This window comes from Pseudomonas sp. B21-010 (assembly GCF_024749325.1).
Lineage (GTDB): Bacteria > Pseudomonadota > Gammaproteobacteria > Pseudomonadales > Pseudomonadaceae > Aquipseudomonas > Aquipseudomonas kilonensis.
Genome location: NZ_CP087198.1, coordinates 3,156,045 through 3,181,925, shown reverse-complemented (window position 1 = coordinate 3,181,925; position 25,881 = coordinate 3,156,045). Strand labels below are relative to the sequence as shown.

Below are 25,881 nucleotides of genomic sequence, written 5' to 3'. Positions count from 1 at the left end.
GCTCCCGCTATGTGGGAGCAAGGCTTGCCCGCGATGGACGCGATGCGGTCTTGCAGAATCGAGGCGCCTGTCTCGCGAGCAAGCTTTGCTCCCACAGCCCAGCGGGAGCAAGCTCCCTCGCCACGAAAAGCGCTGCACCGCCGTCACACCCGCACCTCTTTCCCATCCGGCCTGGCAAACCGGCGTCCCAATCGATCGAAATACAGGTAGATCACCGGGGTGGTGAACAGCGTCAATACCTGGCTCACCAACAACCCACCTACCATCACCAAGCCCAGGGGCTGGCGCAGTTCGGCGCCGGAACCGGTGGCGAACATCAGCGGTATTGCGCCGAACAAGGCCGCCAGGGTGGTCATCAGGATCGGGCGGAAGCGCAGTAATGCAGCCTGATAGATCGCCGTCTGCGGGTCGACGCCCTGGTTGCGTTCGGCGTCGAGGGCGAAGTCGATCATCATGATCGCGTTTTTCTTGACGATACCGATCAGCAGGATGATGCCGATGATCGCGATCATGCCCAGGTCATTGCCGCTGAGGATCAAGGCCAGCAAGGCGCCGATGGCCGCCGAGGGCAAGGTGGAAAGAATGGTGATCGGGTGGATGTAGCTTTCGTACAACACGCCCAGCACGATGTACATGGTCACCACCGCCGCCAGGATCAGCAGCAAGGTACTCGACAGTGACGCCTGGAATGCCTGGGCCGCGCCCTGGAACTCGGTCTGCACGCCCACCGGCATGCCGATGTCCCGCTGGACCTTTTCGATCACGTCCACCGCATGCCCCAGGGCCACGCCCGGCGCCAGGTTGAACGACATCATCACCGCCGGGAACTGGCCAATGTGGGCAATCGCCAGTTGCGCCTGGCGTTCTTCGACCCGAGCCAGGCTCGACAGCCGCACCTGCCCACCGTCGGTGGTCTTGACGTGAATCTGGTCCAGCGCCTGGGGCCCGATCCGTTCCCCGGCCTGGGCCTGCAACACCACGCGGTACTGGCTGGCCTGGGTGTAGATGGTAGAGATCTGCCGCTGGCCGAAGGCGTCATAGAGCGCATCGGTGATGTTCGACACCGAGACGCCCAGGCGTGAGGCTGCGTCGCGATCGATCACCAGGTAGACCTGCAAACCCTTGTCCTGCAGGTCGCTGGCCACATCGGTCAGCTCCGCCTGTTGGGCCAGGGCTTCGACCAGGCGCCCGCTCCATAGGCTGAGCAACTCGGCGTCCGGCGATGACAGGCTGAACTGGTATTGGGTGCGGCTGACCCGGTCTTCAATGGTCAAGTCCTGCACCGGCTGCATGAACAGGCGAATGCCCACCAGCCGATCCAACTGCGGCTGCAAGCGGGCAATGATCTCGGTGGCGCTGTCATCCCGTTCACTGTGGGGCTTGAGGTTGATCAGCAGGCGACCGCTGTTGAGCGTGGCGTTGTCGCCGTCCACGCCGATGTAGGACGACAGGCTTTCCACCGCCGGGTCCGCCAGGATCACTTTCGCCAGTTGCTGCTGGCGCTCGCTCATGGCGGCAAAGGAGATCGATTGTGGCGCCTCGGAAATGCCCTGGATCACGCCGGTATCCTGCACCGGAAAGAACCCCTTGGGCACGGCCAGGTACAGCACCACCGTCAACACCAGGGTGCCCACCGCCACCAGCAGGGTCAGCGGCTGGTGCTTGAGCACCCATTGCAACTTGCGTCCGTAGGCGGCGATCAACCAGTCGATCCAGGCGCCGCTGGCGCGATAGAAACGGCCCTGCTCTGCTTCCTTGGGCTCACGCTTGAGCAAGCGGGCGCACATCATCGGCGTCAGGGTCAGGGACACCACCAGGGAAATCAGGATCGCCACCGCCAGGGTGATGGCGAACTCGCGGAACAAGCGTCCGACCACGTCGGCCATGAACAGCAGCGGGATCAACACGGCGATCAGCGACAGCGTCAGGGAAATCAGCGTGAAGCCAATCTGCTTCGCGCCCTTGAGCGCAGCCTGCAGCGGGCTGTCGCCCTCCTCGATGAAGCGAGCGATGTTCTCCAGCATGACGATGGCATCGTCCACCACGAAACCGGTGGCGATGGTCAGGGCCATCAGGGTCAGGTTATTGACGGAAAAACCGGCCAGGTACATCACGCCGAAGGTGCCGATCAGCGACAACGGCACAGCCACCGAGGGGATGATGGTGGCGCTGACGCGACGCAGGAACAGGAACGTCACCATGACCACCAGCACGATGGAGATCAGCAATTCATGCTGCACGTCGGTGACCGAAGCGCGGATGGTCTGGGTGCGGTCGGTCAGCACGGTGACATCCAGGCCGGCCGGCAGGTTGTCGGTGATGCTCGGCAACAGGGCCTTGATCCGGTCCACCACTTCGATGACGTTGGCCCCCGGCTGACGCTGGATGTTCAGCAGCACGGCCTGGTTTTCGTTGGCCCAGGCGGCAAGGCGTTCGTTTTCGGCGCCGTCGACGATCTGTGCCACGTCCTTGAGCCGCAACGGCGCGCCGTTGGCGTAGGCCAGGATCAGTTCGGCGTAGTCCTTGGGCGAGGTCAACTGGTCGTTGGCGTCGAGCATCGAGACCCGGGTCGGGCCGTCGAAGTTGCCCTTGGGCTGGTTGACGTTGGAAGCGCCGATCAATGTGCGCACGTCCGCCAGGTTCAGGCCGTTGGCCGCCAGGGCCTCGGGATTAACCTTGATTCGCACGGCCTGGCGCTGGCCACCGGCGATGGTGACCATGCCGACGCCGCTGATCTGGGCGATTTTCTGCGCCATGCGGGTGTCCACCAAGTCGTTGAGCTTGGGCAGCAGCATGGTCTTGGAGGTGATAGCCAGGGTCAGCACCGGGGTGTCGGCCGGGTTGACCTTGTTGTACACCGGCGGCGCCGGCAGGTCCTTGGGCAGCAGGTTGGTGGCCGCGTTGATCGCGGCCTGCACCTGCTGCTCGGCGACGTCCATGTTGATGTCGAGGTTGAAGCGCAGGGTAATCACCGAGGCGCCACCGGAACTGGTGGAGGCCATTTGCGTCAGGCCCGGCATCTGTCCGAACTGGCGCTCCAGGGGCGCGGTCACCGCGCTGGTCATCACATCGGGGCTGGCGCCCGGGTACAGGGTCATCACGCGGATGGTCGGGTAATCGACCTGGGGCAATGCCGATACCGGCAGCAGCCGATAGGCGATCAGGCCGGCCAGGATGATCGCCAGCATGCTCAGGGTGGTGGCGACCGGGCGAAGGATGAACAGCCGCGAGAGATTCATGCGCCGCCCTTTTTCGCCTTGTCGGCCGCAACCGGCTCAGCGGGCATCGCTGCGGACTTGCCCTGCAGGTGCTCGGTCGGCGTGGTGGGCACTTCCTGGCTGTCGCTGACCACTTCCACTTCACTGCCTTCCTTCAAGCGATCGGTGCCTTCGAGCACCACCCGGTCACCGGCGGCCAAGCCTTCGGTGACCACGGTATTCGCACCGTCGCTGGCGCCGATCTTCAGCTTTTTGATGGTGACCTTCTTGTCGCCATCCAGGGCATAGACGAAGGTGCCATTGGTGCCGAACTGAATAGCCGCCGTCGGCGCCAGGGTCACGCCTTTGAGGGTGTCGGCCAGCAGGCGGACATTGACGAACTGGTTGGGAAACAGCGACTGGTCGCGGTTCTCGTAGCGAGCCTTGAACTTCAAGGTGCCGGTGGTGACATCGATCTGGTTGTCCAGGCTTTGCAGCACGCCGCTGGCCTGCAGCTTCACATCGCCCCGGTCCCAGGCTTCGACGGGCAGTTTCGCCCCGCTGCGGTAACGGGCGAGCACTGTGTCGAGGTTGTTTTCCGGCAAGGTGAACACGACGCTGATGGGTTGGGTCTGGGTGATGACCGCCAGGGCCGTGGTGTCGTTGGCCGCCACCAGGTTGCCGATATCCAGTTGCCGCAAGCCGACCCGCCCGGAGATGGGCGCGCGGATCTTGGTGAATTCGAGGTTGAGCTTGGCGTCGTTGACGGCCGCCTGGTTGGTCTTGACCGTGCCCTGGTACTGGCCCACCAGCGCCGCGGCAGTGTCGAGGGTCTGCTTGGCGATACTGTCTTCGGCGTACAGGCCGCGATACCGCTCAAAGTCTACCTGGGCATTTTTCAGCTGGGCCTGGTTCTGCAACAATGTGCCTTCGGCCTGGAGCAAGGCGTTCTGGTACGGACGCGGGTCGATCTCGGCCAGCAAGTCCCCAGCCTTGACCATCTGCCCTTCTTCGAAGGCGATCTTGACCAGTTCGCCACCCACGCGGCTGCGCACGTTGATCGTATTGAGGGCCGTGACCGTGCCCAGCGCCTTGAAGTACAGCGGGAAATCCCCGGTCACCGCCGGCGCCACCCGCACCGGAATCGGCCCCGTCGCCCCACCAAACCCTGGCCGCATGCCACCCGAGCGCCCCACATGCCCCGCCGCGGCTTTATCCCCTGCCCCAGGCTTCTGTGCCGAACCACTGGGCCAGAATTTCCAGGCCAGCGCTGCGACGACCAATACGATGAACAGGCCGAACAGCCAGCGACGGGAATTGCGGGAAACAGAGGATTGCATGGAGTGATCAACCATTGGGCGCGTGGACTTCTTTTACGGGAGGCTGAACGATAAGCACTGGCGGGTGTTTAGCAAAGCGCCTTTACCGGCAATTTACGTTGGGCTTACCTGGCACATAGTCGGCTAACGCCTTGACGCACAAAAGAAAACGGCCTGGACAGGGCCAGGCCGTTAACAATTGTAATAAATACCTTATTTCAGAACGGCCAACGCAGCGTCGTAGTTCGGCTCTTCACCGATTTCCTTGACCAGCTCGCTGTGCAGCACGGTGTCGTTTTCGTCCAGCACCACCACAGCACGGGCGGTCAGGCCTTTGAGCGGGCCATCGGCGATTGCCACGCCGTAGTCCTGGATGAACTCGGCACCGCGCAGGGTCGACAGGTTCTGGACGTTTTCCAGGCCTTCGGCGCCGCAGAAACGCGCCTGGGCAAACGGCAGGTCGGCGGAGATGCAGAGCACCACAGTGTTGGTCAGGCCGTTGGCCTGGGCATTGAACTTGCGCACGGAGGTGGCGCAGGTCGGCGTGTCGACACTTGGGAAAATGTTCAGCACTTTGCGCTTGCCGGCGAAGTCCTTCAGGGAAACGTCCGACAGATTGCCGGCAACCAGGGAAAAGGCTGGTGCCTTGGAACCGGCTTGTGGCAACTGGCCGTTGACTTGGACCGGGTTGCCTTTGAGGGTGACTTGAGCCATGAACGGATTCCTTCTGACAGTTTGAAAATGGTGAGGCCGGAGTTAACCACGAAATGCTTGCGCGACCTATGGTTGGACATAAAAAGTCGTGGTTTGGACGCCGGCGCGTGAGGTAACGGCGGTGGCTATTTAGCCTTGAATTTCAGAAACGACTGATGCAAATCCGACGCCCAACCATCGATGACCCCTTTGACGTCATCGGGTTTCATCACCTGGGACTCGTTGGACAACGGCTTGCCCGTGCCTTTGCGCACCACCTGGGCGACCACCGCGTTGTTGCCACCGTCGAGAAAAACCGCTTCGGTGCCCAGGGTGGTTTCCTGGTCGCGAATGCCGCTGGCCGTGCTGACAGCGGCCGCCACCAGCGCAATCGGGATCACCTCATAAGGTTTCAAGCCTTCGGTCTTGCTGCTGACAGCCGTGATGGCCGCCCGCATCACCAATACACCCGGCCCAGGAGCTGTCGCCAGGGGCAAGGATTTTCCCGCTTCCCGCTTGAGGGCCTGATCGTAATAAGCGGTGATACCCGACAGCGTGGCCTGGGGGATCTTCACGGTCGGCTGCGGCTTGGGGTAAAGCTGTGTCGGCTCGATATAGAGGCTGGTGTACTTGCCCGGGTCGATCTTCGGATCGACCCAACGCATCACTTCGGCCCCCGACGGCGACTTTTCTTCCTTGAGCCGGCTGTAATCCCCCAGGAACCCGGAGTACTCATCCGGCTGGGTGACTTTGCTAGAGCAACCCGCCAAGGCGAGCGAGGCCATGCAAACAGTGCCGATCATCGACGAAAACTTCATGCTGTCACTCCTGTAAGCCACACGAGGCGGGGCCGGAACTACAGGTATAGCCAATGGACAGGTTTTTGCCTGCTCTGAGAATGCGTGACTCAGCCGCGCTCGCGCGGTATCAGGCTCTGCAACTGTTGTGCGAGGAAGTTGGCATCGAACGCAAACGTGTCGGGGTCCTTCAACCCGTTGGTCCGGCGCCATTGCCATTGCACCGATGGCGGTTGGCAAACCAGGGAAATGCTGCCGTGACGGGTCGCGGCCAGGCCCATGATCGACAAAGAAATCAGCCCGCCCGCGCCCATCACCTCCGGCACGAACTCCACCGGCTTACCGGTAATGGTCAAGGTCAGTTTTTCAGTCTTGAAACCGGACGTTTCTACCGGGGCGCTCGGCCCGTGCGCCACATAAGTCTCACGGCTCAATTCCAGCAGGCCGAGCGCCATGACGGGCGCCAGCCATTGCTCGATTTGCCCGTACAACGCCTTGATCTGCTCTGCCCAAACCATCGACTGGGCCTGGTGCAATTGTTTCTTGTGCGCTTCGCTGTCGGCGTAGTGACGAAGCATCTCGCCCAATTGCTGTACATCGTCCATGGGCCGGTCCTCGATTAAGGGAGTGCTGCGAAGCGCGATGATGACAGGTTCAAGACGTTGGCGTACGTAAAAGCCCTCTTTGCCTGCGCGCTGGGTCCTTCAACGCAGCCGCGCCATGGCCAGGGTGTCCACCCAGCGGCCATCACGCACGGCATAGTCGCGCATCAGGCCTTCGGTTTCGAAGCCAAACTTGCGGTACAGGCCGATGGCCGCTTCGTTGTCGGCGTACACCGTCAACTCGACCCGCCGCAGGTTCATCCAGTTGTCCGCGACCTCCAGCGCGGCGGCCAGCAACATCGAGCCCACACCCTTGCCCTGCCAGGCGACAGCCACGCCCATGCCGAGGCTGCCGCAATGGGCACGACGCACGCGCGAAAACTGCTCCAGCCCCAGGTTGCCGATGACTTCACCCTCGTGCAGGGCCACCAGTTTCAATAAACGCTCGTCGTCCATTGCCAGGCGCTTGCGCCAGACTTCGGCGGACTGGAAAGGCATCTGCAGCACCTGGCGAGTCACCGCCGGATCGTTGTAGAGCGCGGTGACACCGGCGATGTGGGCTTCAGTGAAGCGTACGAGGGTGATCGATGATTCGGACATGCGGCTCCTCCCTGGAGACGTGACAAGGCCGATCACTATAAGCCGCGCCAGGCGCTATGAGGAACCTGTGGGAGCGGTGGTTTTGGCATCCGTGTTGACGGATACGCCGGTATCGCGAGCAGGCTCGCTCCCACAGGGGGCTCGGGTGTCCGCCACCCATTCCATGTGGGATCGAGTGTTGGCGATACAGCCCGCCTCTATTGGTGTTGCACCTGCACCATCGAGCTGACCTGCACCCTTGCCTGCATCTGCTCCGCTCCGCCACCCCGGCGCATGCCGCGTACTGGGCAGGCGTCGAGGTAGTCCAGGCCGACCGCCAGTTTCAGGTGGCGGTCTGGAAGGGTCAGGCGGTTGGTCACGTCGAAGCTGTACCAGCCATCATCCAGCCAGGCTTCCGCCCAGGCGTGGCTCGCCAGGTGGCTTTCATCTTCGGTGCACAAATAGCCGGAAACATAGCGCGCAGGAATACCCAGGCTGCGGGCGCAGGCCAGGAACGCGTGGGTATGGTCCTGGCAAACTCCCGTCCCACCGGCAAACGCCTCGGCGGCCGTGCTGTTGACCGCCGTCGTGCCGGGGCTGTAGGGCATCCGCGCCGCCAAACCGTTCATCAAATCGGTCAAGGCCGAGCGATCGCGCCGGCCGGCACATTGCTCGACGGCGAAGGCACTGAGAGTTTCATCCGCCTGGGTCAGGCGACTGGTGCGCAGAAAAGGCAGCGGCGACTGGCTGTCCGGCTCCATTGCGATGGACTGATGGATTTCCACCTCGCCATAAGCCGTCAGTACCAAGGCACCGTGGGGCTCGTCCATGGTCATCACATGCAGGATGTTGCCATAGGGATCAAGCTGGCTGCGTACCAGTCGCGGCAGTTCCAGGTGCCATTCCAGGATGCGCTGGCGCTGAGTGTCCCGGGGCGTCAGGCGCAGGAACTGGATGCTGGTGCAGACTTCATCGGCGTAGCTGTAGGTCGTGTCGTGGCGTATGGACAGTTTCATACGACCTCCAGGTAAGACTCATGGACGGTCTGGCCCAAGTGGCGGATCTGCCCAATCAAGTCGGTCAACCATTGATGCAGGCCCGACGCCAGGATCTCATCGATCCCCGAATAACGCAGGCGTGCATTCAGTTCGGCGGCCAGGCGTTGCGCTGGCCGGCCGTTGTTGCCCGGCAAGCTGGCGAGAATGTGGTCCAGCTCTTCGATGCAGGCATGCAGCGAGCGCGGGACGTCAGCGCGCAACAGCAACATCTCGGAAACCTGCTCGGCATTGGGCGCATTGCGGTAGATCTCGTTGAACGCCTCGAACGAAGACAACGCGCGCAACAAGGCACTCCACTGGTAGTAGCCGCGGGCCGAGTTGTCGCTGACCTCCTCCGATTCCTCGCCGAACATTTCATAGCGGGCGTCCAGCAGGCGCAGCGTGTTGTCGGCCCGTTCGATAAAGGTCCCCAGGCGAATGAAGCAGTAGGCATCGTTGCGCATGATGGTGCCCGACGTCGCGCCACGGAACAGGTGCGAGCGCTCCTTGACCCATTCGCAGAAATGGCTGATGCCGTAGCGTCCCAGGCCGTTGCTGGCGATGTTGCGCATTTCCAGCCAGGTGGCGTTGATGTTTTCCCACATGTCGGCGGTGATGCGCCCGCGCACGGCATGGGCGTTGGTCCGCGCGGCCCGCAGGCAGCTGTAGATACTGCCGGGGTTGGTTTCATCCAGCGCGAAGAAATGCAGCATGCGCTCGGTGTTGAGCGCGTCATAACGGGCGTTGTAGTCGTCCAGCGTACCGGCCGCCAGCAGCGACATCGCCAGCTCAGCATGGCCATCGCTGCGCCCGGCCTGGGGCATCAGCGACAGCGAATAGCTGACTTCGAGCATGCGCGCCAGGTTCTCGGCGCGCTCCAGGTAGCGGGACATCCAATAGAGGTCCGAAGCAGTTCTTGAAAGCATGTCTTAGTCCTCCACTACCCAAGTGTCTTTGGTGCCACCGCCCTGGGACGAGTTCACCACCAGCGAGCCTTCGCGCAGTGCCACGCGGGTCAGCCCGCCGGGCACCAGGCGCGTTTCCTTGCCCGACAGCACGAACGGACGCAGGTCGATGTGGCGCGGCGCGATGCCGCTCTCGACAAAGGTCGGGCACGTGGACAGGCTCAAGGTTGGCTGGGCGATGTAGGCTTCGGGACGGGCCTTGAGGCGTGCGCGGAAATCTTCGATTTCCGCGGCAGTGGCCGCTGGCCCGACCAGCATGCCGTAGCCGCCGGAACCCTGGGTTTCCTTGACCACCAGATCCGGCAGGTTGGCCAGCACATGGGACAGGTCCTGGGGCTTGCGACACTGCCAGGTGGGCACGTTCTTCAGGATCGGTTCTTCGGTGAGGTAGAAGCGGATCATCTCGTCGACGTAGGGATAGATCGATTTGTCATCGGCCACGCCGGTGCCGACCGCGTTCGCCAGCACCACATTGCCCGCGCGATACACGGCGATCAGCCCGGGCACGCCGAGCATCGAATCGGGGTTGAACGACAGCGGGTCGAGGTAGGCATCGTCAAGGCGACGATAAATCACGTCCACCTGCCGGGGGCCGGCGGTGGTGCGCATGTACACATGGTCGTCACGCACGAACAGGTCAGCGCCCTCCACCAACTCCACGCCCATTTCACGGGCCAGGAACGCGTGCTCGAAATAGGCACTGTTGAAGCGCCCCGGGGTCAACACCACGGCGGTGGGGTTCTCGAGGGGGCTTGAGCTCTTGAGGGTGTCGAGCAGCAGGTTCGGGTAATGATCGATGGGGGCCACGCGCTGGGCGGCGAAGAGCTCGGGGAACAGGCGCATCATCATCTTGCGATCTTCGAGCATGTAGCTCACGCCGCTGGGGGTACGCAGGTTGTCCTCCAGCACGTAGTAGCTGCCGTCGCCGTCGCGAACCAGGTCGACACCGGCGATATGGGCGTAAATGCCCCGGTGCAGGTTCAGGCCCTGCATCGCAATCTGATAACCCTCGTTGGCGAGCACCTGTTCGGGAGGAATGATGCCTTCCTTGAGGATGTGTTGCCCATGGTAGATGTCGGCCAGGAACATGTTCAGGGCCTGGACCCGCTGAATGCAGCCACGCTCGACCATCTGCCATTCGCTGGCCTTGATGCTGCGCGGGATGATGTCGAAAGGAATCAACCGCTCTGTGCCCTGCTCGTCCCCGTAGAGGGTGAAAGTGATACCGGCTCGATGGAACAGCAGGTCGGCTTCGCGGCGGCGTTGCTCCAGCAGCTCAAGCGGTGTGTCCGCCAGCCAGCGCGAGAAGGCTTGGTAGTGCGGGCGGCAGTCACCCTTGGCGTCATACATTTCATTAAAAAAAGCGTGGGGCATAGCCAACTCCCAGCCGTGTCGTACACGGCATTTCTTATTACGTCGTCATTCCACTCAGTACGGCCTTGCCTTTTTTATGAGCCCTGGTTCTCTGAGTACCTCGTTAGGCAATGGGTCTCTGATCAGGCCTTTGCGTCCGGATGACGTGCGCCCCCCCTGTTTATCTACGTATCGAATACCCCCTCGCTGGCACTTTCGTCCTGGAGTCGTAGCAAGGGCTGTGCCTAAGTGCGGTGCATCGAGACAATGCTGGAAAAACTGTCGCATAACGACAAAAAAGCGAAATTTATTTTCGATTTTGCGACGAAAATCTGTTTGGAGGCTGAAACGTTTATTGCCATTTCCGGCGTCGAGGCCATGAACGAGTCGAATCGGTGCAGCCAGGCGGGAAGCCAGCGTCGAATGCCCTGAAAAGGGGAAATTTATACCCACCGCTAAAACGCAGGCCTTGACCCAACGATAGCTGACGCGCCGAACTTCGAAGGAATGAATACTCCGTGGCAAGGGAACTTGCTCCCGCTGGGCTCTGTAGGAGCTGGCGAAGCCTGCGATCTTTTGATCTTTCGCTCGGGATTCAAGTGTCTGGGAAAAGATCGCAGCCTCGCTTCGCTCGACAGCTCCTACAGACCAGCGGGAGCAAGCTCCCTCGCCACAAAGTCCTGTTCAGCTTCAAGCCCTCTATCTACCTGACATGGGTAGCCCAGCCTTCCGTCGCCTCCCTTCGAACAAATCCAACAGCAGCACTTGCACCGACAGTATTATGGTATACCATCATACGCAAAGACCTATTCACCCACCCAGGGAGCAGCTCATGAGTTTCGAAATTCGCAAGATCGTCAGCTATGTCGAAGAAACCTTTATCGAAGGCGGCAAGACCACCGACAAACCGGTGACCATGGTCGGTTTGGCGGTGGTGATGAAAAACCCTTGGCTGGGTCGCGGTTTCGTCGAAGACCTGAAGCCGGAAATCCGCGCCAACTGCTCCGACCTCGGCGCGCTGATGGTCGAGCGTCTGGTGGGCATCATCGGCGGCGCCGAGAAGATTGAAGCCTACGGCAAGGCTGCGGTAGTCGGTGCCGACGGCGAAATCGAGCACGCCTCCGCCGTGATCCACACCCTGCGCTTCGGCAACCATTACCGCGAAGCGGTCAAGGCCAAGAGCTACCTGAGCTTCACCAACAAGCGCGGCGGCCCTGGCACCTCGATTCAGATCCCGATGATGCACAAGGACGACGAAGGCCTGCGTTCGCACTACATCACCCTGGAGATGCAAATTGAAGACGCCCCACGCGCCGACGAAATCGTCGTGGTGCTGGGCTGCGCCGATGGCGGCCGCCTGCACCCGCGCATCGGCAACCGCTACATCGATCTGGAAGAACTGGCTGCCGAGAATGCGCAGTAATCCAGGCTCGGTAACCACAATAAAAAAGGCATGCAGGAGCGCTCCATGATTCGGCTCACCGCTGAACTCACCCCGGCCGGCACCAGCTACCTGGCAACCGGCCAAGGCCAACCCGTGGTCTTGATCCATGGCGTGGGCCTGAACAAAGAAATGTGGGGTGGCCAGGTCGTTGGCCTGGCCACGCAATACCGTGTGATTGCCTACGACATGCTCGGCCATGGCGCCAGCCCGCGTCCGCAAAGCGGTACCGCGCTGCTGGGCTACGCCGACCAGTTGCTGGAGTTGCTCGATCATTTGCAACTGCCCCAGGCGACGGTGATCGGCTTTTCCATGGGCGGGCTGGTAGCCCGTGCGTTTGCCTTGCATTACCCGCAACGCCTGCAAGGCCTGGTGGTGCTCAACAGTGTGTTCAACCGCAGCGCCGAACAGCGCGCCGGGGTCATCGCCCGCACGGCCCAGGCCGCCGAGCATGGGCCGGACGCCAATGCCGAGGCCGCGTTGTCGCGCTGGTTCAGCCGTGAATACCAGGCGGCCAACCCGGCGCAAATTGCCGCACTGCGCCAGACCCTGGCGCAGAATGATCCCCAGGGTTACCTGACCACCTATGAACTGTTCGCCACCCAGGACATGTACCGCGCCGATGACCTGGGCAACATCCAGGTGCCGACGCTGATCGCCACTGGCGAACTGGACCCCGGCTCGACACCGGAAATGGCCCGGCAACTGGCCGAGCGAATTCCCGGCGCCACGGTTGCCGTGCTCGCCGAACAGCGGCATATGATGCCGGTAGAGTCGCCGCGCCTGGTCAACCAGCTGTTGCTGGAATTTCTCGACACAGCAAACGCCCGACAAAACCAAATAAAGGGGATCGTTGCATGACACTCGCACGTTTTTCGATGTGCATCGGCGGTGAATGGGTCGATGCCTTGTCCGGCAAGACCTTCGAAAGCCTGAACCCGGCCCTGGCCCAACCCTGGGCCGAGTTGCCCGACGCCGACGAAGCCGATGTAGATCGCGCCGTCCAGGCTGCACAGAGCGCTTTCGACAGCCCGGCCTGGCGCGGCCTGACCGCCACCGCACGCGGCAAGCTACTGCGTCGCCTCGGTGACCTGATCGCCGAGAACAAAGAACAACTGGCCCAGTTGGAAAGCCGCGACAACGGCAAGCTGATCCGTGAAACCCGCGGCCAGGTCGGCTACCTGCCGGAGTTCTTTCATTACACCGCAGGCCTGGCCGACAAGCTCGAAGGCGGCACCCTGCCGCTGGACAAGCCCGACCTGTTTGCCTACACCGTGCACGAAGCCATGGGCGTGGTCGCGGCGATCATTCCCTGGAACAGCCCGCTGTACCTGACCGCGATCAAGCTCGCCCCAGCACTGGCGGCCGGTAACACCATCGTGATCAAGCCGTCCGAGCACGCTTCGGCCACCATTCTCGAGCTGGCTCGCCTGGCGCTGGAAGCCGGTATCCCGCCGGGCGTGGTCAACGTCGTCACCGGTTACGGCCCGAGCACCGGCGCCGCCCTCACCCGCCATCCGCTGGTGCGCAAGATCGCTTTCACCGGCGGCGCGGCCACGGCTCGCCATGTGGTGCGCAGCAGCGCCGAGAACTTCGCCAAGCTGTCACTGGAACTGGGCGGCAAGTCGCCGAACATTATCTTTGCCGACGCCGACCTCGACAGCGCGATCAACGGCGCAATTGCCGGGATCTATGCGGCATCCGGCCAGAGCTGCGTGTCCGGCTCACGCCTGCTGGTACAGGACGAAATCTACGATGAGTTCGTCTCGCGCCTGGTCGAACGGGCCCAGCGCATCCGCATCGGCAACCCGCAGGAAGACGCCAGCGAAATGGGCCCCATGGCCACCGCGCAGCAACTGGCCGTGGTCGAAGGCCTGGTGGCCGATGCCATCGCCGAAGGGGCGCGCCTGCGCACTGGCGGCAAGCGTCCAGAGAATCTGGGGGATGGCTGGTTTTATGAGCCGACGCTGTTCGAATGCGACCGCAACTCGATGAAGATCATGCAGGAAGAAGTCTTCGGCCCGGTGGCCTCGGTGATTCGTTTCAAGGACGAAGCCGAAGCCCTGGCGATCGCCAACGACTCGCAATTCGGCCTCGCCGCCGGCATCTGGACCCGCGACCTGGGCCGTGCCCATCGCCTGGCCCGAGATGTGCGCTCGGGCATCATCTGGGTCAACACCTACCGAGCCGTGTCGGCCATGGCGCCCATCGGTGGTTTCAAGAACAGTGGCTATGGACGCGAAAGCGGCATCGATTCGGTGCTGGCCTATACCGAACTGAAAACGGTGTGGATCAACCTGTCCCAGGCGCCTATGCCTGATCCGTTCGTGATGCGCTAGGAGTCCAGAGAAATGATCGAACCCGGCATCTACAAAGAAGTCATGAGCTCCTTCCCGTCCGGCGTCACGGTGGTCACCACCCTGGACCCGGACGGCAATATCGTCGGCATCACCGCCAGTGCCTTCAGCGCGCTGTCGATCGACCCGGCGCTGGTGCTGTTCTGTCCCAACTACGCCTCCGACACCTACCCGGTGCTGCGCGACAGCAAGCAGTTCGCGATCCACCTGCTGTCCGCCGACCAGACCGCCGAAGCCTATGCCTTTGCCGGTAAAGGCAAGGACAAGGCCAAGGGCATCGATTGGCACCTGAGCGACCTGGGCAATCCATTGCTGAGCAAAGCCACGGCGATCATCGAATGCGAGCTGTGGCGCGAATACGATGGCGGCGACCACGCGATCATCGTCGGCGCAGTGAAGAACCTGATCCTGCCTGAACAGCCGGTAACGCCGATGATCTACCACAAAGGCAAGCTGGGCCCGCTGCCCACCCTGGCCTGATCACCGTACACGCCTCCCCTGTGGGAGCGAGCTTGCTCGCGATAGCGGTGGAACAGTCGACATTGATGTACCTGACACACCGCTATCGCGAGCAAGCTCGCTCCCACAGGTTCATCACTTTTTTCAGGGAGTCCGCATGAGCAACGACAAGTACGAACAAGGCCTGAAGATCCGCACCCAGGTGCTGGGCCAGGACTACGTCAACCGCTCCATCGAGAACGCCGACGATTTCACCCGGCCATTACAGGAAATGGTCACCGAGTATTGCTGGGGCCATGTCTGGGGTCGCGAGGGCTTGTCGCTCAAGGAGCGCAGCATGATCAACCTGGCAATGATCTCGGCGCTCAATCGTCCGCACGAACTCAAGCTGCATGTGCGCGGCGCCTTGCGTAACGGCCTGAGTCGTGAGCAAATACGCGAAATTCTGCTTCAAGTCGGTATCTATTGCGGTGTTCCCGCTGCCGTGGACAGTTTCCGGCTTGCCCGCGAAGCCTTCGCCGAAGCCGATGCCGAGGCCTCCAGTCAACCCTCGGCTGTTTGATCTGAACGTGCACGGATGTTGCCCGTTTGGCATGGACAGCCATATTACAGAGCGGACCCCATGAAACGCCTGCCACTCGACGACAGCTTCAAGGTCAATCGCAACCCCGTTACCCTGCGCGAAATCGTGCTGGATAAACTGCGAAGCGCCATCATGAACTTCCAGCTTCTGCCGGGTGATCGCCTGGTCGAACGCGATCTGTGCGATCGCCTGGGTGTGAGCCGCACGTCGGTACGCGAAGCGCTGCGCCACCTGGAATCCGAAGGCCTGGTGGAGTTTGCCGATGCCAAGGGGCCACGGGTCGCCATTATTACGTTGGCCGACGCCGTGGACATCTATGAGCTGCGTTGCGTGCTTGAAGGCCTGATCGTCCAGTTGTTCACCCTGCGGGCCAAGGCCAAGGACATCAAGGCCCTGGAAAAAGCCCTCGCGGAAAACCGCAAGGCCCTCAAGGAGGGCGAACTGCAGCAGGTCATCGATTCGGTGCAAGGCTTCTACGACGTGTTGCTCGAAGGCTCCGGCAACCATGTCGCCGCCACCCAGCTGCGCCAGTTGCAGGCACGCATCAGCTATTTGCGGGCGACCTCGGTGTCCCAGGAAAACCGTCGCGGCGACAGCAACCAGGAAATGGAACGCATGGTCGAGGCGATCAAGAGCGGCGATCCCTTGGCGGCCCACCAGGCCTGCGTCGACCACGTGCGCGCCGCCGCCAAGGTCGCCCTGGAATACCTCAAGCGCAAACAGGAAGAGACCGGTGAAATCCCCGAGATCATCCCGCCCATCGCCCTCAAAGAACCGCGCATAGGTCGCTAACCATGTTCAGCCCGAGCTTTTGTCCAAAGTGCGGCGGCAATGACTTGAGTCATCGCCTGCCAACGGGCGATACCCATGAGCGACTGATGTGTGGCGGTTGCGGCTACATCCACTACGTCAACCCGAAGATCATTGCCGGCTGCATCATCGAGCAGGACGGCAAATACCTGCTGTGCCAGCGCGCCATCCCGCCGCGCCCGGGCACCTGGACACTGCCGGCCGGTTTCATGGAAGGCGGTGAGACCACCGAACAGGCCGCGCTGCGCGAAGTCTGGGAAGAAACCGGCGTACGCGCTGAAATCGTTTCGCCCTACTCGATCTTCAGCGTGCCGAAGATCAGCGAGGTGTACATCATCTTCCGCGCCATCGCGCTGGAGATCACCGGCCAGTTCGGCCCGGAAACCCTCGCCTGCCAGTTCTTCGCCCCCGAAGACATTCCCTGGGACAGCATCTACTACCCGGCCATCCGGCAGATCCTCGAACGTTATATCGAGGAACGCCAGGCCGGGGTCTATGGCATCTACATGGGCAACGACGACAGCGGCAAGATTCACTTCATCCGCTGACGCCCCTGTAGGAGCTGGCGAAGCCTGCGATCTTTTGATCTTGATCTTGGTCTTTCGCTTGAGACTCAACTGTCTGGGACAAGATCGCAGCCTCGTTGCACTCGACAGCTCCTACAGTGGAATCACACCCTCGACAATGATCACCTCGGCCCGGGCCACGCCTTCGCGATGGTGCTTGGCCTCCTGATACTGCGCCGAGTGATAGCAGGCCAGCGCCTGTTCGTAGGAGTCGAACTCGATCACCACGCTGCGCTGCGGCGTGGCCCTGCCCTCCATCGCTTCGCTACGCCCACCCCGGGCCAACATCCGACCGCCATACAAGGCAAACGCCGCCGGCGCCCGTTGGGTGTATTGGCTGTATTGATCGGGGTCGGTGACATCCACATGAGCAATCCAGTACGCCTTCATAGTGACCTCTTGGCTTGTTTTGTATTATGGTATACCACAGAATCATTCCAGCAAGCCCCATCAGAACAAAGAGAGCCCGACATGGCCTTTAACAGCATTCAGGAAATCATCGAAGACTACCGCCTGGGCAAGATGGTGTTGCTGGTGGATGACGAAGATCGGGAAAACGAAGGCGACCTGCTGCTGGCCGCCGACTGTTGCAACGCCCAGGCCATCAGCTTCATGGCCCGCGAAGCGCGCGGGTTGATTTGCCTGACCCTGACCGACGAACACTGCCAGCGCCTGGGTCTTGAGCAAATGGTGCCGAGTAACGGCAGTGTGTTCAGCACCGCGTTCACCGTGTCCATCGAGGCCGCCACCGGCGTGACCACCGGTATTTCCGCCGCCGACCGGGCACGCACCGTTGCCGCCGCCGTGGCCGCTGATGCGGGGCCCAGCGACATCGTGCAGCCGGGGCATATCTTCCCGTTGCGGGCCAAGGAAGGCGGTGTATTGACCCGCGCCGGGCACACCGAAGCCGGTTGCGACCTGGCGCGCCTGGCGGGCTTCACGCCGGCGTCGGTGATCGTCGAAGTGATGAACGATGACGGCACCATGGCCCGCCGGCCGGACCTGGAGATTTTCGCCCGCAAGCACGGGATCAAGATCGGCACCATCGCCGACCTGATCCACTACCGTTTGAGCACCGAGCACACCGTGGCGCGCATTGGTGAACGGGAACTGCCTACAGTGCATGGCACCTTCCGCTTGTTCACCTTCGAAGACCGCATCGAAGGCGGCGTGCACATGGCGATGGTGATGGGTGAGATTCGCCGGGATGAGCCGACGCTGGTGCGGGTGCATGTGATCGACCCGCTGCGGGACCTGGTCGGTGCTGAATACCACGGCCCTTCCAATTGGACGCTGTGGGCGGCCCTGCAACGAGTGGCCGAAGAAGGTCGCGGCGTGGTGGTCGTGCTGGCCAACCACGAGTCCTCCCAGGCGCTGCTTGAGCGTGTGCCGCAACTGACCCAGCCGCCACGACAATTCAGCCGGTCGCAATCGCGAATCTATTCTGAAGTGGGCACCGGGGCGCAGATTCTGCAGGACCTGGGCGTCGGCAAATTGCGCCACCTGGGACCACCGCTCAAGTACGCGGGGTTGACGGGGTATGACTTGGAAGTAGTGGAGAGCATTCCCTTCACCGGATAACAGAAAAACCTGTGGGAGCGAGCTTGCTCGCGATAGCCAAGGATCAGCCGACATGAATATTGACTGACACACCGCCATCGCGAGCAAGCTCGCTCCCACAGGGTTCGACCCTGCAATGACAGGGAAAATCTGCCCCCGGACAGATAGCCGGTACGGCAAAACGCTTGCAGAAAGTTTGGAATACCATAATATGATATTCCATAGACCGAACGCTCCAGCCAACCGTTGGCACGGTCGCCCGCAAGGCCAGTTGAACCAATGCTCCCGATAAGTGGGCGAACAAAAGCCCGCTCAATAAACACAACAATGAGGGCGTGAAAATGGTGTTGAAGAAAAGTGCAGCCGCAATTCTTTTTGCCGGCCTGCTGAGTGTCACCAGCCAGGCGACGATGGCCGCTGAAAGCGTCAACTTCGTCAGTTGGGGCGGTAGCACCCAGGACGCGCAGAAGCAGGCCTGGGCCGACCCGTTCAGCAAGGCCAGCGGCATCACCGTGGTCCAGGATGGCCCCACCGACTACGGCAAGCTCAAGGCCATGGTCGAAAGTGGCAACGTGCAGTGGGACGTGGTTGACGTCGAGGCGGACTTCGCCTTGCGCGCCGCCGCCGAAGGCCTGCTCGAACCCCTCGACTTCTCGGTGGTGCAGCGCGACAAGATTGACCCGCGCTTCGTCTCCGACCATGGCGTCGGCTCGTTCTACTTCTCGTTCGTCCTCGGCTACAACGAAGGCAAGCTCGGTTCCGGCAAGCCCCAGGACTGGACCGCACTGTTCGACACCAAGACCTATCCCGGTAAACGCGCCCTGTACAAATGGCCTAGTCCCGGCGTGCTTGAGTTGGCCCTGCTGGCCGACGGCGTAGCTGCAGACAAGCTCTACCCGCTGGACCTGGACCGCGCCTTCAAGAAACTCGACACCATCAAGAAAGACATCGTCTGGTGGGGCGGCGGCGCTCAGTCCCAGCAACTGCTCGCCTCCGGCGAAGCCAGCATCGGGCAATTCTGGAACGGTCGCATCTATGCCTTGCAACAGGACGGCGCCCCCGTCGGCGTAAGCTGGAAGCAGAACCTGGTCATGGCCGACATCCTGGTCATTCCAAAGGGTTCGAAAAACAAGGCCGCGGCCATGAAATTCCTGGCCAACGCCAGCAGCGCCAAGGGCCAGGCCGATTTTTCCAACCTGACCGCCTATGCGCCGGTCAACGTCGACAGCGTTGCACGCCTGGATTCGGTGCTCGCCCCCAACCTGCCGACCGCCTACGCCAAGGATCAGATCACGCTTGATTTCGCGTACTGGGCCAAGAACGGTCAGGACATCGCGACACGGTGGAACGAATGGCTGGTCAAATGAAAATGTCGGCAACGACAACCCCTCGCACTGGGAGCGCCATTGGCGCTGCCGGTGCGGTACAGGCCAAGGCGGCGACGCAAACCCCGTCGCTGGCACAGCGCTGGCGTGGGGCCGGCAACCTGCTCCCCGCCCTGCTGTTCCTCGGTCTGTTCTTCCTGGCGCCGCTGATCGGCCTGCTGCTGCGCGGTGTGCTGGAGCCCGTGCCTGGGTTGGGCAACTACGAGCAACTGTTCGCCAACTCAGCCTACGCCCGGGTGTTGTTCAACACCTTTTCGGTGGCCGGGCTGGTGACACTGTTCAGCCTGCTGTTGGGTTTCCCCCTGGCCTGGGCCATTACCCTGGTACCCCGCGGTTGGGGGCGCTGGATGCTGAACATCGTACTGCTGTCGATGTGGACCAGCCTGTTGGCCCGCACCTACTCCTGGCTGGTGCTGCTGCAGGCCTCCGGGGTGGTGAACAAGGCGTTGATGGCGCTGGGCATCATCGACCAGCCGCTGGAGATGGTGCACAACCTCACCGGCGTGGTGATCGGCATGAGCTACATCATGATTCCGTTCATCGTCCTGCCGTTGCAGGCGACCATGCAGGCCATCGACCCGATGATCCTGCAGGCCGGTTCGATTTGCGGCGCCAGCCCCTGGACCAACTTCTTCCGGGTGTTCCTGCCGCTGTGCCGGCCGGGGCTGTTCTCCGGTGGGCTGATGGTGTTCGTGATGTCCCTCGGTTACTACGTGACCCCGGCACTGCTGGGCGGCGCGCAGAACATGATGTTGCCTGAATTCATCATCCAGCAGGTGCAGTCGTTCCTCAACTGGGGCCTGGCCAGCGCCGGTGCCGCCTTGTTGGTGGCGATCACCCTGGTGTTGTTCTACTTCTACCTGAAGCTCCAGCCGGAATCCCCGGTGGGTGCCAGCAACGCGAGGTAAGCCGTCATGCTCCTGACTCCCAATGCCATGAGCCGGCGCATGCGGTTCGGCCTGTATTTCACCACCGGCCTGATCGCGCTGTTCCTGCTGCTGCCGATCGTGTTCATCGTACTGCTGTCGTTCGGTTCGTCCCAATGGCTGGTCTTCCCGCCACCGGGCTGGACGCTCAAATGGTACGGCCAGTTCTTTTCCAACCCCGACTGGATGAACGCGGCACTGACCAGCCTCAAGGTCGCGGTACTGACCACTGCCTGCGCCGTGGCGCTGGGCCTGCCAACCGCGTTTGCCCTGGTGCGTGGACGTTTCCCGGGCCGGGAAATGCTCTATGGCCTGTTCACCCTGCCGATGATCGTGCCCTTGGTGATCATCGCCGTGGCGGTGTATGCGCTGTTCCTCAAGCTGGGCTACACCGGGACGATGTTCGCCTTCGTGGTCAGCCACGTCATCGTCGCGCTGCCGTTCACCATCATCTCGATCATCAACTCACTCAAGCTGTTCGACCAGTCCATCGAGGACGCAGCGGTGATCTGCGGCGCCTCACGCCTGCAAGCGGTGTTCAAGGTGACCTTCCCGGCCATTCGCCCGGGCATGGTCGCCGGTGCCCTGTTCGCGTTCCTGGTGTCGTGGGACGAGGTGGTGCTGAGCGTGATGATGGCCAGCCCGACCCTGCAAACCTTGCCCGTCAAGATGTGGACCACCCTGCGCCAGGACCTGACGCCTGTGATCGCCGTCGCTTCGACGCTGCTGATCGGCCTCTCGGTCTTGGTGATGGTGATCGCCGCCGCCCTGCGCCGGCGCAATGAAATCAGCGCCTGAGCGCCTAGGAGAACACGATGAGTGCCGTCAAAGACCCCGCACAACAGAACAACAAGACCCTGGTCAGCCTGCGCAACCTGAACAAGCACTATGGCGACTTTGCCGCCGTGGACGACATTTCCCTGGAGATCCAGGACGGCGAATTCCTGACCTTCCTCGGCTCCAGCGGCTCGGGCAAAAGCACCACGCTGTCGATGCTGGCCGGCTTTGAAACCCCCAGCAGCGGCGAGATCCTGGTGGGCGGCAAATCCCTGGTCAACGTACCGCCGCACAAACGCGACATCGGCATGGTGTTCCAGCGCTACTCGTTGTTCCCTCATCTGTCGGTGCGCGACAACATTGCCTTTCCGCTGGCGATTCGCAAACTGGCCAGCGCCGAGCGCGAACGCCGGGTCGACGCCATGCTCAAACTGGTGCAACTGGGAGAGTTCGCCCATCGCCGCCCTTCGCAACTGTCCGGCGGCCAGCAGCAGCGTGTGGCGATTGCCCGGGCGCTGGTCTATGAGCCACGCATCCTGCTGATGGACGAACCGCTCGGGGCCCTGGACAAAAAGCTCCGGGAAGACTTGCAGGATGAACTGCGTCAATTGCATCGACGCCTGGGCATCACCATCGTCTACGTCACCCATGACCAGGAAGAAGCCATGCGCCTGTCCCAGCGCATCGCCATTTTCAGCCACGGCAAGATCGTCGGCCTGGGCAGCGGCTATGACCTCTACCAGAACCCGCCGAACGCCTTCGTGGCCTCGTTCCTGGGCAATTCCAACTTCCTCAAGCTCAAGGCCCAGGGCAACGCGGTGGCGACCTTCGAAGGCCAGTCACTGTCGATTCGCCTGACCGCCGGCCTGCAAACGGACCAGGACGTGCTGCTGATGGTGCGTCCGGAAAAAGCCCTTGCCCTGAGCGTCGAACAAGCCGCCCAGGAACCCTTGGCGGCCGGCTGGAATGAAGTCTCGGCCAAGGTCGTCGAAGTGCTGTTCCTGGGTGAAAGCCAGACCTGCAGCGTAGTGACGTCCGGCGGCACAGCCATGACCGTCAAGGCGCTGTCCGCCGCCGGCATGCCTCTCAAGGCCGGCGACCCGGTGCGTGTGCGCTGGGCCACCGCCGACGCCTGCGTCTACACCCAATGGGCCGAGAGCGACCTGAACAAGGCCGCGGGTGCCCACTGATGAACATTGCGCGTTCACAACCGATAAAGCCCGAGGATCGTCCGATGATCGATGCCAGCGTCTACAAGCAAGTCATGGGCTCGTTCCCGTCCGGCGTGACCGTGATCACCACCCTCGATGACGACGGCCAGATCGTCGGCCTCACCGCCAGCGCCTTCAGCTCATTGTCGATGGAACCGGCGCTGGTGCTGTTCTGCCCCAACTACAGCTCCGACTCCTATCCGGTACTGATCAAGAACAAGCGCTTCGCCATCCACCTGCTCTCCGGCGGCCAGCAGAATGAAGCCTACGCCTTCGCCCGCAAAGGCAAGGACAAGGCCCAGGGCATCGAATGGACCTTGAGCGAGTTGGGTAACCCACTGCTGAGCAACGCCACCGCCATCATCGAGTGCGAACTGTGGCGCGAATACGAAGGCGGCGACCACGCCATCATGGTCGGCGCCGTAAAGAACCTGATCGTCCCGCAGCACACACCAGGGCCGCTGGTTTATTGCCACGGCAAGATGGGCGCCCTGCCCGTCCTCGCCTGAACCGATCGTCAACAATAAAGAGAAAGCGCCATGAAATTTTCCCTGTTCGTACACATGGAGCGCTGGGACGAAAGCGTCAGCCATCGCCAGTTGTTCGAAGACCTGAGCGAGCTGACCCTGTTGGCCGAGGCCGGCGGCTTCAGCACCGTGTGGATCGGCGAACACCACGCCATGGAATACACCATCTCGCCAAGCCCGATGCCGCTGCTGGCGTACCTGGCCGGCAAGACCACCACCATCCACCTGGGTGCCGGCACCATCATCGCGCCGTTCTGGCACCCGCTGCGGGTGGCCGGCGAATGCGCGCTGCTGGACGTGATCAGCAATGGCCGCATGGAAGTCGGGCTGGCCCGGGGCGCCTATCAGGTGGAGTTCGACCGCATGGCCGGCGGCATGCCGGCTTCCTCCGGCGGCCAGGCCCTGCGGGAAATGGTTCCGGTGGTGCGCGCCCTGTGGCAAGGCGACTACGCCCATGACGGCGAGATCTGGAAATTCCCCACTTCCACCTGCGTGCCCAAGCCAATCCGCAAACCTCACCCGCCGATGTGGATCGCCGCCCGCGACCCGGACTCCCACAACTTCGCCGTCGCCAACGGCTGCAACGTGATGGTCACGCCGTTGATGAAGGGCGATGAGGAAGTCCTGGACCTGAAGAACAAGTTCCAGGCCGCCCTGGACAACAACCCCGACGTACCGCGCCCGCAATTGATGGTGCTGCGCCACACCCATGTGCATGCGGCGGATGATCCCGAAGGCTGGAAGGTCGGCGCCCAGGCGATCTCGAAGTTCTATCGCACCTTCGATGCCTGGTTCGGCAACAAACAAGTGCCGGTCAACGGCTTCCTCGCGCCAAGCCCGGAAGAAAAGTTCGCCGAGCGCCCGGAGTTCCAACTGGAGAACATCCGCAAGAACACCATGATCGGCACTCCGCAGGAAATCATTGAGCGGATCAAGTATTACCAGGAACTGGGGGTGGATGAGTTCAGCTTCTGGTGCGACAACAGCTTGCCCCATGCCGAAAAGAAAAAATCCCTGGAGCTGTTTATCCAGCAGGTGGTGCCGGTGTTTCGGTGATCAGTGACATCGCCATCGCGAGCAAGCTCGCTCCCACAAGGGTCCTGCGGCGTACGCAACATCCGGGTACGCCACCAGTCCTGTGGGAGCGAGCTTGCTCGCGATTGGGCCAGTACATTCAACATCTCTGTGACAGACACTCCGCCATCGCGAGCAGGCTCGCTCCCACAGAGGGTCCTGCGGCGTACGCGACATCCGGGTACGCCACCAGTCCTGTGGGAGCGAGCTTGCTCGCGATTGGGCCAGTACATTCAACATCCCTGTGAAGGACACTCCGCCATCGCGAGCAGGCTCGCTCCCACAGAGGGTCCTGCGGCGTACGCGACATCCGGGTACGCCACCAGTCCTGTGGGAGCGAGCTTGCTCGCGATTGGGCCAGTACATTCAACATCTCTGTGAAGGACACTCCGCCATCGCGAGCAGGCTCGCTCCCACAAGGGTCCTGCGGCGTACGCAACATCCGGGTACGCCACCAGTCCTGTGGGAGCGAGCCTGCTCGCGATGGCCCTCCAACTGAAACATGTGTGTCAAATGTGACAATTGCCCCCACTGCCCCGCCATCGCTCCGCAAACCGCTATTAACGGCTCGCAAAGCCACATACCGTACCGCGCAAACGGATCAACTCTGATTAAGGATGATGCGCGTGGGGGTTTATCGGTTGCTGCTGGCCATGCTGGTAGCGGTTTCTCATATGGGCGTGACGTTCATGGGTATTAACCCCGGCGTCGTTGCCGTGGTGTCCTTTTTGATCATCAGCGGCTTCGTGATGACCTCGTTGATCGAGAGGACCTACAACACCCCAGGACAAATCGGCCTGTTCTACATGGATCGATTGCTAAGGTTGTACCCACAGTTTCTGGTGTACTTCGTCCTGTCCTGCGCGGTGATCCATTTCCTTCTGCCGGGAACACCCCAGGCAGCCGCGCTGACACTCGAAAACATCGCCACCAGCCTGCCGATCGTGCCGCTGGGCTTCTACATGTTTGGCATCACCGTGCCCGAGATCCTGCCACCCGCTTGGTCCCTGGGCCTGGAAATGTGCTTTTACCTGTTGATCCCGCTCCTGATCCTCTACAGGACACGAGGTATCGCCTTTGCGCTGTCCGTAACGGTGTTCATGGTCGCCTCGCTGGGTTACCTCAACACCGACATCTATGGCTACCGCCTGCTGCCGGGTGTGCTGTTCATTTTCCTCTGCGGCAGCTACCTGTATCGGGCCCAGGCCAGGGGGCTGTGGATCGCGTTCGTTACCGGATTCGTTGCAGCATTGATGTTTCTCGCCATTGTCGTGGGGATCATTCCGCGTCGGCCGTTCAACGCCGAGGTGACCCTGGGCATTGCCCTGGGCCTGCCGGCGGTTTTTCTGCTCAGCAGGTTGAAGCATCACCGGCTGGATGAGTTCCTGGGAAATATCAGCTACGGCGTGTTCCTCAACCATTTTGTGGTGATGTACGTGTTGCGGGCATTCTGGCCGGTGGAGTACAGCATCCTGATCATCACGGCAGTGCTGGTGCTGTCGTTCGCCTTGAGTGGTATTTCGTACTACTGGGTCGAGCGACCGGCGCTGAAGCTTCGTCATGCCCTCAGGGCGGGCGTTAAGTACGACGCCACGCAGGTTTCCGTTGGCAGCACGACGGCTTAGCCTTTGACTGCCATACAAAAATGCCCGGAACGCAGGTC

General features: G+C 61.9%; 25 protein-coding genes. 15 read left to right on the top strand and 10 right to left on the bottom strand.

What is annotated here, in order from left to right:
* Positions 1 to 143: 143 nt before the first annotated feature.
* The 9 genes from LOY50_RS13965 to LOY50_RS13925 form a co-directional block, all read right to left on the bottom strand.
* The gene (locus LOY50_RS13965) at positions 144 to 3,239 is read right to left on the bottom strand and encodes an MdtB/MuxB family multidrug efflux RND transporter permease subunit (RefSeq protein ID WP_258691168.1); all 3,096 of its coding nucleotides are present in this window, start codon (positions 3,237 to 3,239) and stop codon (positions 144 to 146) included.
* On the bottom strand, positions 3,236 to 4,552 hold the full coding sequence (locus tag LOY50_RS13960; RefSeq protein WP_258691167.1) for an MdtA/MuxA family multidrug efflux RND transporter periplasmic adaptor subunit: 1,317 nt from the start codon (positions 4,550 to 4,552) through the stop codon (positions 3,236 to 3,238). Before LOY50_RS13960 ends, LOY50_RS13965 begins: the two co-directional genes overlap by 4 nt.
* A gap of 177 nt (positions 4,553 to 4,729) precedes the next feature.
* On the bottom strand, positions 4,730 to 5,230 hold the full coding sequence (gene tpx, locus LOY50_RS13955) for a thiol peroxidase (RefSeq protein WP_013693326.1): 501 nt from the start codon (positions 5,228 to 5,230) through the stop codon (positions 4,730 to 4,732).
* A 125-nt stretch (positions 5,231 to 5,355) separates the two neighbouring features.
* Positions 5,356 to 6,027, bottom strand: a complete 672-nt coding sequence (locus LOY50_RS13950; RefSeq protein ID WP_258691166.1) for a DUF3313 domain-containing protein — start codon at positions 6,025 to 6,027, stop codon at positions 5,356 to 5,358.
* An 89-nt stretch (positions 6,028 to 6,116) separates the two neighbouring features.
* Positions 6,117 to 6,611: a hypothetical protein gene (locus LOY50_RS13945; RefSeq protein WP_253474628.1), complete on the bottom strand. Its 495-nt coding sequence runs from the start codon at positions 6,609 to 6,611 to the stop codon at positions 6,117 to 6,119.
* A gap of 99 nt (positions 6,612 to 6,710) precedes the next feature.
* On the bottom strand, positions 6,711 to 7,208 hold the full coding sequence (locus LOY50_RS13940) for a GNAT family N-acetyltransferase (protein WP_214512846.1): 498 nt from the start codon (positions 7,206 to 7,208) through the stop codon (positions 6,711 to 6,713).
* Positions 7,209 to 7,405: 197 nt separating this feature from the next.
* Positions 7,406 to 8,203: a transglutaminase family protein gene (locus tag LOY50_RS13935; protein WP_024619080.1), complete on the bottom strand. Its 798-nt coding sequence runs from the start codon at positions 8,201 to 8,203 to the stop codon at positions 7,406 to 7,408.
* Positions 8,200 to 9,150, bottom strand: coding sequence for an alpha-E domain-containing protein (locus LOY50_RS13930; RefSeq protein ID WP_003201699.1), 951 nt, complete (start codon positions 9,148 to 9,150; stop codon positions 8,200 to 8,202). The genes LOY50_RS13935 and LOY50_RS13930 overlap by 4 nt, the downstream gene beginning before the upstream one ends.
* Positions 9,151 to 9,153: 3 nt before the next feature.
* Complete coding sequence (locus tag LOY50_RS13925) at positions 9,154 to 10,563, bottom strand: circularly permuted type 2 ATP-grasp protein (RefSeq protein WP_253474622.1); 1,410 nt, start codon at positions 10,561 to 10,563, stop codon at positions 9,154 to 9,156.
* An 811-nt stretch (positions 10,564 to 11,374) separates the two neighbouring features.
* Here LOY50_RS13925 and LOY50_RS13920 point away from each other — a divergent pair.
* The 7 genes from LOY50_RS13920 (at position 11,375) to LOY50_RS13890 (ending at position 16,740) form a co-directional block, all read left to right on the top strand.
* Positions 11,375 to 11,965, top strand: a complete 591-nt coding sequence (locus LOY50_RS13920) for an amino acid synthesis family protein (protein WP_253474619.1) — start codon at positions 11,375 to 11,377, stop codon at positions 11,963 to 11,965.
* Between the two features lie 45 nt (positions 11,966 to 12,010).
* Positions 12,011 to 12,844 carry an alpha/beta fold hydrolase gene (locus tag LOY50_RS13915; RefSeq protein ID WP_003201690.1) on the top strand — a complete coding sequence of 278 codons (834 nt, stop codon included), beginning with the start codon at positions 12,011 to 12,013 and terminating at the stop codon, positions 12,842 to 12,844.
* Positions 12,841 to 14,322: an aldehyde dehydrogenase gene (locus tag LOY50_RS13910; protein ID WP_258691165.1), complete on the top strand. Its 1,482-nt coding sequence runs from the start codon at positions 12,841 to 12,843 to the stop codon at positions 14,320 to 14,322. The genes LOY50_RS13915 and LOY50_RS13910 overlap by 4 nt, the downstream gene beginning before the upstream one ends.
* A 12-nt stretch (positions 14,323 to 14,334) precedes the next feature.
* On the top strand, positions 14,335 to 14,820 hold the full coding sequence (locus LOY50_RS13905) for a flavin reductase family protein (RefSeq protein WP_253474613.1): 486 nt from the start codon (positions 14,335 to 14,337) through the stop codon (positions 14,818 to 14,820).
* A 136-nt stretch (positions 14,821 to 14,956) separates the two neighbouring features.
* Positions 14,957 to 15,361 carry a carboxymuconolactone decarboxylase family protein gene (locus tag LOY50_RS13900; RefSeq protein ID WP_003201685.1) on the top strand — a complete coding sequence of 135 codons (405 nt, stop codon included), beginning with the start codon at positions 14,957 to 14,959 and terminating at the stop codon, positions 15,359 to 15,361.
* A 60-nt stretch (positions 15,362 to 15,421) separates the two neighbouring features.
* Positions 15,422 to 16,174, top strand: a complete 753-nt coding sequence (locus tag LOY50_RS13895) for a GntR family transcriptional regulator (RefSeq protein ID WP_103309674.1) — start codon at positions 15,422 to 15,424, stop codon at positions 16,172 to 16,174.
* A 2-nt stretch (positions 16,175 to 16,176) separates the two neighbouring features.
* Positions 16,177 to 16,740, top strand: a complete 564-nt coding sequence (locus tag LOY50_RS13890) for an NUDIX hydrolase (RefSeq protein WP_253474610.1) — start codon at positions 16,177 to 16,179, stop codon at positions 16,738 to 16,740.
* A 111-nt stretch (positions 16,741 to 16,851) separates the two neighbouring features.
* On the opposite strand, the gene LOY50_RS13885 is transcribed toward LOY50_RS13890, so the two are convergent.
* Positions 16,852 to 17,148: a DUF1330 domain-containing protein gene (locus tag LOY50_RS13885; RefSeq protein WP_258691164.1), complete on the bottom strand. Its 297-nt coding sequence runs from the start codon at positions 17,146 to 17,148 to the stop codon at positions 16,852 to 16,854.
* An 81-nt stretch (positions 17,149 to 17,229) separates the two neighbouring features.
* Here LOY50_RS13885 and ribBA point away from each other — a divergent pair, with 81 nt between their 5' ends.
* The 8 genes from ribBA to LOY50_RS13845 all read left to right on the top strand — a co-directional run bounded on the left by ribBA (position 17,230) and on the right by LOY50_RS13845 (position 25,843).
* The gene (ribBA, locus tag LOY50_RS13880) at positions 17,230 to 18,339 is read left to right on the top strand and encodes a bifunctional 3,4-dihydroxy-2-butanone-4-phosphate synthase/GTP cyclohydrolase II (RefSeq protein WP_214512856.1); all 1,110 of its coding nucleotides are present in this window, start codon (positions 17,230 to 17,232) and stop codon (positions 18,337 to 18,339) included.
* A 320-nt stretch (positions 18,340 to 18,659) separates the two neighbouring features.
* On the top strand, positions 18,660 to 19,685 hold the full coding sequence (locus LOY50_RS13875) for an ABC transporter substrate-binding protein (RefSeq protein ID WP_258691163.1): 1,026 nt from the start codon (positions 18,660 to 18,662) through the stop codon (positions 19,683 to 19,685).
* A complete protein-coding gene (locus LOY50_RS13870; protein ID WP_253474599.1) occupies positions 19,682 to 20,611 on the top strand; it encodes an ABC transporter permease in 930 nt (309 codons plus the stop codon). Before LOY50_RS13875 ends, LOY50_RS13870 begins: the two co-directional genes overlap by 4 nt.
* 6 nt (positions 20,612 to 20,617) lie before the next feature.
* Entirely contained in the window at positions 20,618 to 21,427 is an 810-nt protein-coding gene (locus LOY50_RS13865; protein WP_253474596.1) for an ABC transporter permease, read from the top strand.
* A 17-nt stretch (positions 21,428 to 21,444) separates the two neighbouring features.
* Entirely contained in the window at positions 21,445 to 22,596 is a 1,152-nt protein-coding gene (locus tag LOY50_RS13860; protein WP_003201667.1) for an ABC transporter ATP-binding protein, read from the top strand.
* A gap of 44 nt (positions 22,597 to 22,640) precedes the next feature.
* The gene (locus tag LOY50_RS13855) at positions 22,641 to 23,126 is read left to right on the top strand and encodes a flavin reductase family protein (RefSeq protein WP_013693314.1); all 486 of its coding nucleotides are present in this window, start codon (positions 22,641 to 22,643) and stop codon (positions 23,124 to 23,126) included.
* A 30-nt stretch (positions 23,127 to 23,156) separates the two neighbouring features.
* Complete coding sequence (locus LOY50_RS13850) at positions 23,157 to 24,200, top strand: LLM class flavin-dependent oxidoreductase (protein WP_253474590.1); 1,044 nt, start codon at positions 23,157 to 23,159, stop codon at positions 24,198 to 24,200.
* A 635-nt stretch (positions 24,201 to 24,835) separates the two neighbouring features.
* Positions 24,836 to 25,843, top strand: a complete 1,008-nt coding sequence (locus tag LOY50_RS13845) for an acyltransferase (protein WP_258691162.1) — start codon at positions 24,836 to 24,838, stop codon at positions 25,841 to 25,843.
* Positions 25,844 to 25,881: the final 38 nt, after the last annotated feature.